Source organism: Lederbergia lenta NBRC 16444, assembly GCF_001591545.1.
Classification (GTDB): Bacteria; Bacillota; Bacilli; order Bacillales; family Bacillaceae_C; genus Lederbergia; species Lederbergia lenta.
The window spans coordinates 37,073-50,310 of record NZ_BCVC01000011.1; the positions used below are offsets into that span (position 1 = coordinate 37,073).

Sequence of the window (13,238 nt, forward strand, 5' to 3'; positions counted from 1 at the left end):
TTATAAAACAGTACCTTGCAATGAACAATACTGTATGGTATATTTTATTGGCAACGTACTTCTCATAAGCAGGTACTATTCAATGTTTAGTAGCGTACAATGAAAGCATGAGGTGTTTCAATAATGAATGTTCAATTTAAAAAAGGTGTGCTAGAACTATGTGTGCTTGTCCTATTAGATAAACAAGATCGTTATGGGTATGAACTAGTTCAAAAGATTTCTAAACAAATTGCTATTTCAGAAGGCTCGGTTTACCCATTATTAAGACGTCTAACAAAAGAGGGATACTTTACAACTTATTTACAAGAATCATCTGAGGGGCCTTCACGGAAGTATTATAAGCTAACGGATCAAGGAAGGGAATATCTCTCTGAACTTAAACAAGAGTGGCAGGAATTTTCCAAGGGAGTCAATCAATTAATCAAAGAAGGTGTGAGCAATGAATAAATATCAATTTGTAAAACAATTGGATTCATCTTTAAAAAAACTCCCTGCAGGTGAGCGGTTAGATATCGTCCAAGATTTCGAGGAGCATTTCGCAATTGGCATGGAAGAAGGAAAAAGTGAAGAGGAAATAGCTAATTCCCTCGGATCACCACGTCAGATAGCAAAAGAAATAGTAGCTTCATATCACCTAGAAAAAGTAGAAACAACTGCTACAACAGGTAATATTTTTAGAGCGGTGTGGGCTGTTATTGGATTAGGATTTTTTAATTTGCTCATTGTACTCGCACCATTTATGACATTAGCGGCATTCATTATTGCTGGCTGGACAGCAGGGATCGGATTTATTGTGTCACCATTATTAGTATTGATCGATGTAGTAATCGCTCCTGAGATATTCGAATCTTTCAATTTATTCTTTTCGCTATTGCTTGCAGGACTCGGTTTATTTATAGCAATTGGGATGTACTTTGCAACACGTGCCTTAATTCAAGGTTTTGTGCGTTATTTAAAATTCAATGTGAAACTTGTCAAAGGTGGGATGAAACATGATTAATGTGAAAAATATATCCATTATCGCTTTGCTTTTATTACTTATCGGTATTGTTGGCAGTATTATTACGTTTAAATCTTTGGGTAAGCCCGAGCCAGTCTCGGAAAAGAGAGGGATAGATGATGACCAGTTCACAAATATAAATATTGTTGCTGGTAACGCTAAGGTAGAGATTTTACCTACAAAAGATACAAAAGCAACAGCGGAACTGTCAGGAAAGGCGAAAAACTATGTTTTTGAAGCTAATGTAGAGGGAAATACGCTTGCTGTTGTTTTAAAGGAAAAACACTGGAAACTTGTTAGTTTCGACTTTTTTTCAACTGCCTTAACTTTAAAAGTGTATGTTCCTGAAAAACAATATGATACGATTCAAATAGAAAGTAATAATGGTCGTTTTCATGCGGAAAATTTAGTAGCGAAAGAGATGAATGTTAAGACGGATAATGGTCGAATTGAGCTGGAAAATATTGAAAGCTCTACCGTTAAAGCGGAAGCAAATAATGGACGGATAGAATTAAAAAGTATAAAAGCATTATCTGTTGCGGTTGAAGCAGATAATGGAAAAATCCTTCTAGAAGATGTAGATGGGAAGCTATCTGGAAAAACAAACAATGGCCGGATCTCACTAGTAACGAATAACTTAGAGCGCCAAATTGATTTTGCGACTGATAATGGTTCTATTAAAATTCAAACAGAAAAAGAACCAAAAAATGTCACTTTTGATATAAAGGTGGATAACGGAAAAGTGGATATTCTTGGAAGTTCCGATGGAAGTAGTATTTTTGGTAATGGAGAACATTTGATTAAATTAAAATCAAATAATGGTGGTATTAAGGTAACGAAATAAAAGTCACGGATAAATGTGGGGAAATTTATTACATTTATCCGTGACTTTTTTATATGCGAGTCACTAAAAGGATATAAGTGAATAGTCTAAAATGATAAAAGAGCCTAATGGAGGTATGTCAATGTATCCTTCGTATCCGTATTATGCAGTGAAGACACAATGTAAGGAACAACCTATATCATTCCCTTACCAACATCAGTCTCAACAACCAGGGATAGAGTCTTTGATGACCCCTAAGCCAATGATTGAAAATCCCGATTATAAGGGGAGTGATAAACTGAAAAATAAAGTTGCTATTATCACAGGTGGAGATAGTGGTATTGGGGCAGCCGCTGCTATAGCCTTTGCTAAGGAGGGGGCAAACCTAGTTATTCCATACTTTTCAAACTATGAATATGATGATGCAATGAGAACGAAAAGAAGAATTGAGGAAATTGGGAAGAAGTGTTTGTTAATGACAGGAGATCTTAGAGATCCAGAGCATTGTAAATCAGTCGTTCAACAAACGATTGAAAACTTTGGGCAACTAAATATCCTTGTTAATAATCATGGTGTTCAGTTTCCACAAAAGAGTCTTCTTGATATTTCTGTTGAGCAGTGGGATGCTACATTTAAAACGAATATATATGCTTTTTTTTACATGACAAAAGCGGCATTGCCATATTTAATAAAAGGAGACGCAATTATTAATACAGCTTCGGTTGTAGCGTATGAAGGTAATAAGCAATTAATTGATTATTCTGCTACAAAAGGCGCTATTGTGGGCTTTACCCGCGCATTATCACAAAACCTTGCGGATCAAGATATTCGAGTAAATGCGGTAGCACCTGGTCCTATTTGGACACCCTTGATTCCATCAAGTTTTTCTGCCGAGGATGTGGAGACCTTTGGTTTAGACGTACCAATGAAAAGAGCTGGCCAACCTTTTGAACTTGCTCCAGCCTATGTATACCTTTCATCGGATGATTCCAGATATGTTACCGGTCAAGTCATCCATGTAAATGGTGGCACAATGGTAAGTTCATGAATCATATAGTTGAACGTGGATGAATTTTATCCACTATACATATTTGTATCAACATCATGTCTTAATCGTTATGCTACTAATCAAACGTTTAATTAATGATGCGATAGCAAGGAATATTCTAAAAGTTCACCTTCCAAAGCCTCACTAAATCTCGCAAATATCTCTCCAAAACATATGGTATTAAATAAAATAACGAAGTGCTGGAGATTACCTATTGTTTTATCCGACAGACTGGCGAGTTTCTCAAGAATATACGCTAGTAAAAGAAGTAACTAAGACTGGAAAAGAGGTAAAGAAATACAAAATAATAGACGATGAGTTCACAAGAATGATCCCCAATCAGAAGCCGAATAATATGAATCAATTATATCTTTCCTTTTTCGGTGATGCTGAGATTGATAATTATTACTTTACGTACGATATTCAAAACAATAGCTTTAAAAAAGTCGAACTTAACTATTTTGATTATAAAGTTGGGATAGATCATCTTGCACATTATGGAAATGATATTATTTTCAGACTAATACATCACATAAAACAGGTGATCAAAACTACGATGAAAAATCGGGAGGATTCAACGTCTCCGTTTCAAACGCAACAACACAGAAAAGTTTTGAAACAGAATATAACCGTTCACCTGCATTTACTCCAATTTTGCATTTTAGAGAAAAGATTATATATGGAACCAATGCAACATTAGGAGACAATGATAATTACGAGGAACATGGAATTGCAATTGCTGACATAGATAAAGGTTCGGTTAGATATGAAACCTTTGGCACAAAGAATGTTGAGCTTATTCCTGTTTTTTCAACAAATGAACATGCTTATATTATTGGTGACAATGGAAATATGTATGTCTATGATCAAGATTTACAATATAAAACGTACAAGCCTTTTAAAAATTTACCTAAGCAGCAGTATTATGACATACAAGGAAATGGACAATTAGCTTTAGATGAACAGAGAATTTTATATTGCTTGAGAGGAATAGGTGAAGAAGATAAATATTCACTAGGTGTTTTAAATCTAAAAGATGAACCGGTTTTTGAGATATTTAACGAAGACTTTGCCAACACGGAAAGTTGGTACGAACCTCTTTATCAGAATGTGGAAGAGAAAGAAATATATATCAAAGAAAGGAGTAATAACAAAAAGAATAATAATATTATTGTAATGGATAGCGAAAGCCTCAAAGTAAAAGCGGAATTTCCTGTTAGTTACAATCATTTGCTTGATTTAGTTGTGAAGATAAAGTGATATAAAAAAACGACGCTAAGTTTTAATGGGAGTACAGATCTAAGTTTCATAATGGATGATCATTAGTGCTGTAATAAATTTCAACCGAGAGGAATTGATTAGTTTTATAGCTTAAAATGGTGACGGCCAGTAAAAGTGTTTCGACGGCTTGTAAGTCATTCGCCACGGCTCGTAATTTCGCTCAAACGACTTGTAAACTCCACGTGTCGGCTTGTATATCGTAATTAACCGCCTGTAAACGCAAAAAGGCACTTTTTAATACTTAGAGCCATAACTTTTTGAAAAGATATCTGAAGGTGATGGAGAATTACATAGCCATTGTACACCTTTCGAAAATATGAAAGGTGGTATTTATATTGGATTTGCAGTTTATATCAGAATTTGTGGAAATAAGTCGAATTTTATTCTGCGATATATTGCATTTTACGGATAAGAAGAGTATGATAAAGTTCACTAATATATTGCATATAAGTATATTGAATTTTAAAAATCGATATATAGAAATTACATCGTAGGGAGCAAAATATATGGAGAAAAAACTATCATTTTCGGCTTATTCTGTCATAGGAGTTATGTTATTTGCTTTATTTTTTGGGGCAGGTAATCTAATTTTTCCAGCCACACTCGGTCAAAATGCCGGGACAAATATTTGGCCAGCAGTCATAGGATTTTTAATTACAGGAATTGGATTGCCTTTTCTTGGGATTTTAGCGATAGGCTTTTCAGGTAGCCGTAATCTGGAGGAGCTTGCAAGCCGGATTCATCCGGTGTATGCAGTTATTTTCACTGCTCTTTTATATTTAACAATTGGTCCATTCTTTGCAACACCACGGACAGGTGCTGTTGCCTATGATATTGGTATTGCACCATTTGTAGGTGATGGCTATGTACAGATTGGATTATTTATTTTTACCTTGTTCTTTTTTGGAATTACAATGCTCCTTTCGTTAAATCCAGCGAAGCTTGTTGATCGAATAGGTAAGATTTTATCACCTGGTATTATTATACTCTTAATTGTTTTACTAGTCATGGTCATTGTAAAACCAATGGGCTCTATTCAGTCTCCACAAGGTGATTATATAGGTGGAGCATTTATGGAAGGATTCACAGAAGGGTATAATACAATGGACGCACTTGCTTCCCTTGTCTTTGGAATTATAGTGATAAATTCTATCCGTGCGATGGGGGTGAAGTCAACCCGTGGTGTACTTTCGGCAACAGTGAAATCAGGGCTTGTTGCGACAGCGTTACTTGGCATTATTTATGTTGGCATTGCCTATTTGGGTGCAACAAGCACGGAGAGGTTTGGTCTTTTCGAAACGGGCGGACCAGTTCTTGGTAGTGCAACATCCTATTATTTTGGAACTTTTGGAACGATCATGCTATCCATTATCATCCTACTTGCATGTTTAACGACAAGTATTGGGTTGATTACAGCTTGTGGTGAATACTTTCACACGTTGTTCCCGAAAGTGAGTTATAAAGCGTTCATTGTATTCTTTTCGTTATTATCATTCACTGTTGCGAACTTTGGCTTATCAAACATTATAAATTACTCAATTCCTGTTTTAATGTTCCTATATCCACTTGCAATCGTCTTAATGCTTTTAACATTCTTGTCGCCGTTATTTAATCATGCACGTATTGTATATGTGGCAGCTACAATCGTAACGTTCATGATTAGTGTTATTGATGGACTTAAGACATTTTGTGATTTATTTAAAATCCCATATTTCAATTGGATGGATCCAATTATTTCACTTTATAAACAGATATTACCTTTTTATAATGAAGGGCTAGGCTGGCTAGTCCCTGTCTTGATTGTTATCCTAGTTACAGGAATAATTGGACGCATTCAGAAAATATCTACTGCCCATGCATAATGAAAACCGGTCTTCTCCAAAGGGAGGGACCGGTTTTTTTATGTAGGAAATAGAAGTACTTCATTAATAACTAATGGAGAAAATACTATTCTCTATTTAGTGACGATGCTTATAACCACTTTTTTTATTACTTATCCTTTAGAGAATGAAATTCATCAATGGCACGCAACCAATTTTCCCGCATCATTGACGAAGCTTTTATAGCATTTTTATTTATTAGAAACGTAATAATCTGGTCATGCTCATCTATTGAAGCTTCTGTTAAAACAACTGAGTTGTGGAAAAATAATCTTCTTACATGTGTCTGTAAAAATGAAATTGGTGCTAATATATAAGGGTTATTAGCAGTCTCAACGATAAGTTGATGGAATTCTTCATCTATTTTTAGAGCAGAAAAATAGTTTTCTGAGCGAACTGCTTTGGCAAATCTCTCATTAATACTCTCGAGTGATGCAATAATCTCGTTTGTAAGATAGGGAATAGCTAATTCTGCCGCTAGCGCCTGCAAAGCTGCTAGCGGAGGAAGTAGGTCTGTGATAGACTCCTTTTCTACTTCAGTTACTTGCGTTGCTTTACCGGGATACATTTTTACGAATCCTTGCATTTCAAGGAGTTGTAATGATTCACGAACTGGAGTTCTGCTGATGCCTAATGCTTTTGCAAGTTCAGTATCATTCAGTTTTTCCCCAGGATGTAATGTCCCATCTATAATCCATTGTTGAATTTGATTTAACGCACTTTCTTTTGCGGATGTGCGGATCGGTTTCGAATGATTAGTAGGTACTGGCAATAGTTTCACCCCATGCAAATTTTTCTATATAGTATCTATATATAGAGTATACAGGATAATCGATTACAATCAATATGCAATATATCAGTAGAAAGATTTAAATAACCAAATATACAATTGAACGAAAGAGTGAGAATATGTCCGTGTGACAAGTTGGAATTATCTGCAAGTTTATGTTGAATGCAAGTGCTGGTTTTATTAATATGAGAGTAGAACAGCTATTGAGGAGTGAATACATATGGATATGAAACCTGAAGTTGTTAGCTATCTAGAACGAATTGGTTACAGTGGTCCGACCGAAGCAAGTATAGAAACACTTGCTCAGTTACAAGAATGCCATCTCCAATCAGTCCCGTACGAAAATTTTGATATATTACAGCGAATCCCGTTATCACTAGAAATACCGGCGCTATTTGATAAGATTGTTGTCCGTCGTCGTGGTGGTTATTGCTTCGAATTAAATGCACTTTTTAGTTGGTTGTTGAGGGAACTCGGTTATCAGGTTACCGATTACTTCGCCCGTTTTTGGCGGGATGAACCGAATACACCACCGAAGCGACGTCATCATGTATTACAAGTAGAGACAGAAGGGAAGTTGTATTTATGTGATGTTGGTGTAGGGGGTGTTGTTCCGCGTCAACCAATTCAAATGGTTGAGCATTTGGTACATAGGCAAGGTGAAGAATACTATCAATTGGAACGCGATAATTATTATGGTTGGATGCTATATGAAAAAAAGCGGGGACAATGGAGCGAAATTTACTCATTTACTGAGGAGCCGCAGCTACCCAAAGACTACATCATGGCCTCGTATTGGTGTGAGAACGCACCAGATTCAATATTTATACATGATGCTATGGTAGCAATTCGAACAGCTGTAGGACGTAATTCGATCGCAGGTAAAGAGTTTCGTATCTTTACAGAGGGAGGCGTCGAATCATTTACACCACAGACAAAAGAGGAATATAATGAAGCATTAAAAAAGCATTTTGGTATCGTAATAGAATAGATAAAAGTATTTGTTCTTTATTATGGTGATGCTTTACCAGGTTGGGGATCAGACACCATTATATTGCTGGAGGGATGAAAAGTGGAGATAACATCTAATTGGCTAACAATGCATGACCAAGTAGAAATATACGTGAAGAAGTGGGTATTGAAAAATGTTCATCCAAAAGCAATTTTGCAACTTTCCCATGGCATGGCAGAACATATTGAACGTTATAATGAATTTGCCCAGTACTTGGTACATAAAGGAGTATTTGTTTACGGAAATGACCATCGAGGTCATGGTAAAACAGGAGAAAAATCTGGCTTATATGGCTTTTTTGCGAAAGAAGATGGATTCGAATATGTTGTGGATGATCTTTATAGTGTGAACCAATGGATTCAAAAAGAATATCCAGATGTTCCAATATACTTGATGGGACATAGCATGGGTTCTTTTTTAGCAAGAAGATATATCCAGAAATATTCCCACTCTATTAAAGGGGTAATTATATCTGGAACAGCTGGAAGCCCAGGAATAGCAGGTGAAATTGGAAAACAAATAGCAAAATGGGAAATACGAATAAAGGGTGCCAGGACTCCGAGCCCTTTACTTGATCGCCTATCTTTTGGATCCTTTAATAAAGGAATAGTAAATTCAAAAACAAAGTTTGACTGGCTCACCCGTGATCAGGAACAAGTTGCAAAGTATATGAATGATCCATTTTGTGGATTTCTTTCTAGTGCTGGGTACTTTTATGATCTTTTTACAGGCTTGGAAAAAATCCATCATAATGAATTAATTCAATATATACCGAAGCAATTACCTATGTTTATTTTTAGTGGGGATAAGGATCCCGTTGGTCGGATGGGCAAAGGTGTGCAAAAGGTAATCCAACAATATGAACAAAATGGCTTAGGGAACATTGAATATAAATTCTTTCAGAACGGTAGACATGAAATGCTGAATGAAACGAATAAGAATGAGGTATATCATGTAATCTACCGGTGGTTAATGAAGCAGGAGAGTCTTTCTAATCAAACATTTGATTAGTCTCGATTAAATAGATAATCAAGTATTCCAAAAGAAGGTTACGCTAGGAGTAATCTTTTTTGCATTTATTATAGCCCTCAGAAGGTCATTGGTAATCCTCTTTATTACCCTCCGTAAACTTCTCAAAACACAGTAGATGTTTGAATTTCTATTGAGATGTGTAAAGTATAAATACCATTAAATTGTCAAACAATAGACTTGTCTTTATTAGTACGACAAAGTTAGCTTTCTTCCTTATTGAATGTAAAGGATATGTACTTTAACATTAATTAGTAAACATTAAAATATGAAAGGGAGAGAGCATATGGCTCAATCTAATATAAAGGTAGCTGTACAAAAGTTCGGAAACTTTCTAAGTTCAATGGTTATGCCGAATATTTCAGCTTTCATAGCTTGGGGTTTAATTACTGCTTTATTTATTCCTACCGGGTTCATACCAAGTGAAAGCCTTGCCAAAATGGTAGATCCAATGGTTACGTATTTACTTCCACTCTTAATCGGATTTACAGGCGGTAAGATTATATATGATCAGCGCGGGGGCGTTGTAGGTGCGATTGCAACAATGGGTGTCATTGTTGGATCAGATATTCCTATGTTCCTTGGCGCCATGATCATGGGACCTATTGGTGGATATGTGATCAAGAAGTTTGATCAGCTAGTAGAAGGAAAAGTTAAAGCTGGCTTTGAAATGCTTGTGAATAACTTTTCAGCAGGTATACTAGGCGGTTTGCTGTCTATTATATCATTCTTAGCAATCGGTCCTGCCGTTGATATATTTTCTAGTTGGCTTATGGCTGGTGTCGATGGACTAGTTGGATTAGGACTATTACCGTTGACGAGTATCCTGATCGAACCTGGTAAAATCCTCTTTTTAAATAATGCTATTAACCACGGCATACTTACGCCAATTGGCTTAGAGCAAGTGAAACAGACTGGTCATTCCGTTTTGTTAATGCTTGAAGCAAACCCGGGACCGGGACTTGGGGTCTTGCTTGCTTATAGTATTTTTGGTAAAGGAACTGCAAAAAGATCGGCACCAGGTGCAGCGATTATTCAATTTTTAGGTGGCATTCATGAAATTTACTTTCCATACATCCTTATGCGTCCAATGTTATTTTTGGCAGTCATCCTAGGAGGAATGAGCGGTGTATTTACACTTGTTCTTTTAGGTGGAGGATTATTTGCGCCATCATCGCCAGGAAGTATTCTAGCAATCGCTGCGGTTACCCCACATCAGCCGATGGCATATATTGCTAACTTTGCCGGAGTTCTTGTAGCGGCAGCTGTCTCTTTCATCGTTTCGACATTCGTATTAAAAACAGGTAAGCAAACAGATGAAGATATTGAAGAAGCAGCAAGAAAAATGCAAGAAATGAAAGGGAAGAAAAGCTCTGTTGCAGGTGCATTCGTTGCAAATACAGAAAATGTCCCAGAAGATGTTAATAAAATTTACTTTGCTTGTGACGCTGGAATGGGTTCAAGTGCAATGGGGGCCTCTCTTCTACGTAAGAAGGTGAAGGAAGCTGGATTAAATATTGCTGTTACAAATACAGCGATCAGTAATCTCCCTTCTGATGCTCAGATTGTAATTACACAAGACGAGCTAACTCCAAGGGCACAAAATAAAGTCCCAACTGCTTATCACGTGTCGGTAGACAATTTCTTGTCCAGTCCTGAATACGATAAATTAATTGAACAGCTGCAAAATCCGGTAAATGATGAACTTCAAGAAGTAGTGGAAGATGCAGAAGACAATATATCAGTTGATACTGAAATTGCCGATACAGAAAATGATTTACTTCTTGAGGAAAATGTATTTATTAATCAAACATTTGCCCATAAGGAAGAAGCCATTCGGTTTGCGGGTCGTGCTTTGGTCAAAGCAGGATATGTGGAAGAAAGCTATATTGAAGCAATGATTGCCCGTGACGAAATGACATCTACCTATATGGGAAATGATGTAGCAATTCCACATGGTACCGAAGAAGCCAAACAGGCAGTCCTTAAATCAGGATTTACCGTTTTACAGGTTCCTAATGGAGTTGACTTTGATGGTCAAAAAGTACGTTTGATTTTCGGTATTGCAGGTAAAGACGGTACACATCTGGAGATCTTATCTGGAATAGCTGTAACTTGCTCAGATATGGATAATATAGAAAAAATGGTTGAAGCCAAAACAGCCAAAGAAATCATGGATATGATTAATATTAAAAGCGAATAGTTACTTTGGTGAATAGAAAAGCATGTTTTTTGCTTTTCTATTCACCGTTATTCAATGAACAATTTTTATATATGCTGAAATGAGATGATGGTATGTACATTACGACGAGAGAAAAGGATATTATTGAATTAATTATCAAAACGGCTGGAAAACATACAGCGTCTTCTATCGCGGGATATCTACATGTCAGTACCAGAACAGTTCAGCGTGATTTAAAAGCGATAGAAAAAATACTTCAGTTTTTTCAATTGGAGTTAGTTCGCAAGACAAATAAAGGATTGTTAATTGAAGGCAAGAATGAACAAATATTTCGTCTAATTCAGCATTTAGCAAAGTTAGATCCAATTGATCAAACACCACATGAAAGAAAACTACTTCTACTATTGGCTTTATTACAGGAAGAATTCTATACGATCCAAATTTTAGCGAAAGACCTTGGTGTGAGTATTACAACCTTAACGACTTATTTGGATGAAATAGAAGTTTGGCTAGCTAATTTTAATATGTACATTGCTAGAAAAAGAGGTGTAGGGATTGAGATTATTGGGACGGAACCTAATAAACGAAAAGCCTTAGCACGTTTTTTCTTATTTTATTTTAGTGAAGAGCTCATTGAAAGTTTATTTTTATTAGAAAATGGAAAGAGCAAACAAGAAGTGCTTTTACATTATTTGAATCCCGATTATCTCCTAACTATAAATAAGTTAGTAAACGCTACGTTTAATCGTTCACAACTGCATCTGGCAGATAGTGATTACATCGGGTTCATTGTACATATCTGTATTACCTTGCAAAGGAAAGAGGATGGCTTTCTTTTAAGAACAGAAGAGGAAGATACAACTGAACTAACTCATGAATATAATTTGATAAAAAAGATATGTGCCGAGTTGGAAAAAGTATATTCCATTTCCTTGGCGAAAGAAGATTTGCTCTACCTAGCAATTATCCTGAAGGGTTCTAAGCTCCAAGAGGTAACAGACCTTTCATATGACAAAGTAATGCTTAGCCAGGTGATAAGGAATTTAATAATAGATGTATCAACCAAGCTTCATGTAGATTTAACAAATGACTTTTCTTTGTACCAAGGGCTTTTAGCTCATATGGAACCATCTCTTTACCGTCTTGAGCAAAAAATGGGATTATTTAACCCGTTGAAAGAGGAAATAAAACAAAAGTATCCGCTCTTATTTATGGCTGTTAAGAGCTTTGTAGAGGAAGAATTTAAAGATATTGGTGATTTTCCAGATGATGAAATAGCCTTTATTGTCCTCCACTTTGGTTCCGCATTAGTGATGAAAGAAGAGCAACTATCTATTAAAGCATTAGTTTTATGCCCAACAGGTATAGGAACTTCTAAGATGCTGGCAAGTCGAATTAAGAAGGAAATCATAGAAATTGATGAGGTAGAGATTAAATCGATAAAAGATATTCAGGAGAAAAAAAACTTAAAAAGCTATGATCTGATTATCTCAACAGTAAGACTTCCATTTATAGACATTGATTATATCCTAGTTTCCCCACTTTTAAGTGCTGAAAATATTATGGCAATCAAAAGTTATTTGAAAAATAATATGGAAAGCCTAACGAAAGATAAGCAATATATAGAGCCCGCACAAAAGGAAGTTCCAGTAAGAGGGGAACTGTCCGTTATTTTGCAAGAGCTGATGGATGTACATCAGAGCATCGACGCTGTGATAAAGAATTTTGGTGTTTATCGAACGCGAAATACAGAACATAAAGAAATTATTAAAGAAATGGTAAATCAAGCTAAGAAAGATAAGATTTTAACAGATGATAAGCAAGTTATCGTTACCTTACAAGATCGAGAAAAACAAGGTGGACTTGGCATACCAAATACAGGCATGGCTCTTTTCCACTGTAGGCATGTGGAAGTGAAAGAGTTAATGTTCCAAATCTCTCATTTGGAAGTTCCTTGCTTAGTTAAGGGTATGGATGGGAATGACATGTATATGAAGAACTTACTATTGATGTTGGCGCCTGAAGAGTTAAGTATAAGGGAGCAGGAAATAGTAAGTTTGATCAGTACAAGCTTAATTGAAAGTAAGGAAGCAATGTTAATTTTTTCTTCAGCAAATGAGGAAGCGATTCGTACAAAGTTAGAGGCAACTTTTCTAGATTATCTTCATACTACTTTAATAAAGGACTGATACG

The 13,238-nt window shown here is 36.0% G+C and carries 12 protein-coding genes; 11 read left to right on the forward strand and 1 reads right to left on the reverse strand.

Going from position 1 to position 13,238, the window contains the following annotated elements:
• Positions 1–123 precede the first annotated feature (123 nt).
• From BLE01S_RS18590 to brnQ, 7 genes are all read left to right on the forward strand, one after another.
• A complete protein-coding gene (locus BLE01S_RS18590; RefSeq protein ID WP_066145948.1) occupies positions 124–447 on the forward strand; it encodes a PadR family transcriptional regulator in 324 nt (107 codons plus the stop codon).
• Entirely contained in the window at positions 440–1,000 is a 561-nt protein-coding gene (locus tag BLE01S_RS18595; protein ID WP_066145951.1) for an HAAS signaling domain-containing protein, read from the forward strand. The genes BLE01S_RS18590 and BLE01S_RS18595 overlap by 8 nt, the downstream gene beginning before the upstream one ends.
• On the forward strand, positions 993–1,844 hold the full coding sequence (locus tag BLE01S_RS18600; protein WP_066145954.1) for a DUF4097 family beta strand repeat-containing protein: 852 nt from the start codon (positions 993–995) through the stop codon (positions 1,842–1,844). Before BLE01S_RS18595 ends, BLE01S_RS18600 begins: the two co-directional genes overlap by 8 nt.
• 121 nt (positions 1,845–1,965) lie before the next feature.
• On the forward strand, positions 1,966–2,871 hold the full coding sequence (locus BLE01S_RS18605) for an SDR family oxidoreductase (RefSeq protein WP_066145957.1): 906 nt from the start codon (positions 1,966–1,968) through the stop codon (positions 2,869–2,871).
• A gap of 214 nt (positions 2,872–3,085) precedes the next feature.
• Positions 3,086–3,571, forward strand: coding sequence for a hypothetical protein (locus tag BLE01S_RS18610; protein WP_066145959.1), 486 nt, complete (start codon positions 3,086–3,088; stop codon positions 3,569–3,571).
• On the forward strand, positions 3,526–4,131 hold the full coding sequence (locus BLE01S_RS18615; protein WP_066145963.1) for a hypothetical protein: 606 nt from the start codon (positions 3,526–3,528) through the stop codon (positions 4,129–4,131). Before BLE01S_RS18610 ends, BLE01S_RS18615 begins: the two co-directional genes overlap by 46 nt.
• Before the next feature lie 527 nt (positions 4,132–4,658).
• Complete coding sequence (gene brnQ, locus BLE01S_RS18620; protein WP_066145967.1) at positions 4,659–6,014, forward strand: branched-chain amino acid transport system II carrier protein; 1,356 nt, start codon at positions 4,659–4,661, stop codon at positions 6,012–6,014.
• Positions 6,015–6,141: 127 nt separating this feature from the next.
• Here the strand turns inward: brnQ and BLE01S_RS18625 are convergent, their stop codons facing one another.
• Complete coding sequence (locus BLE01S_RS18625; RefSeq protein ID WP_066145970.1) at positions 6,142–6,804, reverse strand: GntR family transcriptional regulator; 663 nt, start codon at positions 6,802–6,804, stop codon at positions 6,142–6,144.
• 238 nt (positions 6,805–7,042) lie between these two features.
• Between BLE01S_RS18625 and BLE01S_RS18630 the strand changes: the two genes are divergently transcribed.
• The 4 genes from BLE01S_RS18630 (at position 7,043) to BLE01S_RS18645 (ending at position 13,234) form a co-directional block, all read left to right on the forward strand.
• Entirely contained in the window at positions 7,043–7,813 is a 771-nt protein-coding gene (locus BLE01S_RS18630; protein WP_066145973.1) for an arylamine N-acetyltransferase family protein, read from the forward strand.
• Positions 7,814–7,894: 81 nt separating this feature from the next.
• Positions 7,895–8,845 carry an alpha/beta hydrolase gene (locus BLE01S_RS18635; protein ID WP_111703368.1) on the forward strand — a complete coding sequence of 317 codons (951 nt, stop codon included), beginning with the start codon at positions 7,895–7,897 and terminating at the stop codon, positions 8,843–8,845.
• 304 nt (positions 8,846–9,149) lie between these two features.
• Entirely contained in the window at positions 9,150–11,066 is a 1,917-nt protein-coding gene (locus BLE01S_RS18640) for a PTS mannitol transporter subunit IICBA (protein ID WP_066145976.1), read from the forward strand.
• Positions 11,067–11,158: 92 nt separating this feature from the next.
• Entirely contained in the window at positions 11,159–13,234 is a 2,076-nt protein-coding gene (locus BLE01S_RS18645) for a BglG family transcription antiterminator (protein ID WP_066145978.1), read from the forward strand.
• The last annotated feature ends 4 nt before the right edge of the window (positions 13,235–13,238 follow it).

Bases quoted from the DNA above. Each gene is read 5' to 3' on its own strand.
- BLE01S_RS18645 (WP_066145978.1), top strand. From the start codon at position 11,159: ATGTACATTACGACGAGAGAAAAGGATATTATTGAATTAATTATCAAA.
- BLE01S_RS18605 (WP_066145957.1), top strand. From the start codon at position 1,966: ATGTATCCTTCGTATCCGTATTATGCAGTGAAGACACAATGTAAGGAA.
- BLE01S_RS18630 (WP_066145973.1), top strand. From the start codon at position 7,043: ATGGATATGAAACCTGAAGTTGTTAGCTATCTAGAACGAATTGGTTAC.
- BLE01S_RS18640 (WP_066145976.1), top strand. From the start codon at position 9,150: ATGGCTCAATCTAATATAAAGGTAGCTGTACAAAAGTTCGGAAACTTT.
- brnQ (WP_066145967.1), top strand. From the start codon at position 4,659: ATGGAGAAAAAACTATCATTTTCGGCTTATTCTGTCATAGGAGTTATG.
- BLE01S_RS18600 (WP_066145954.1), top strand. From the start codon at position 993: ATGATTAATGTGAAAAATATATCCATTATCGCTTTGCTTTTATTACTT.
- BLE01S_RS18595 (WP_066145951.1), top strand. From the start codon at position 440: ATGAATAAATATCAATTTGTAAAACAATTGGATTCATCTTTAAAAAAA.
- BLE01S_RS18590 (WP_066145948.1), top strand. From the start codon at position 124: ATGAATGTTCAATTTAAAAAAGGTGTGCTAGAACTATGTGTGCTTGTC.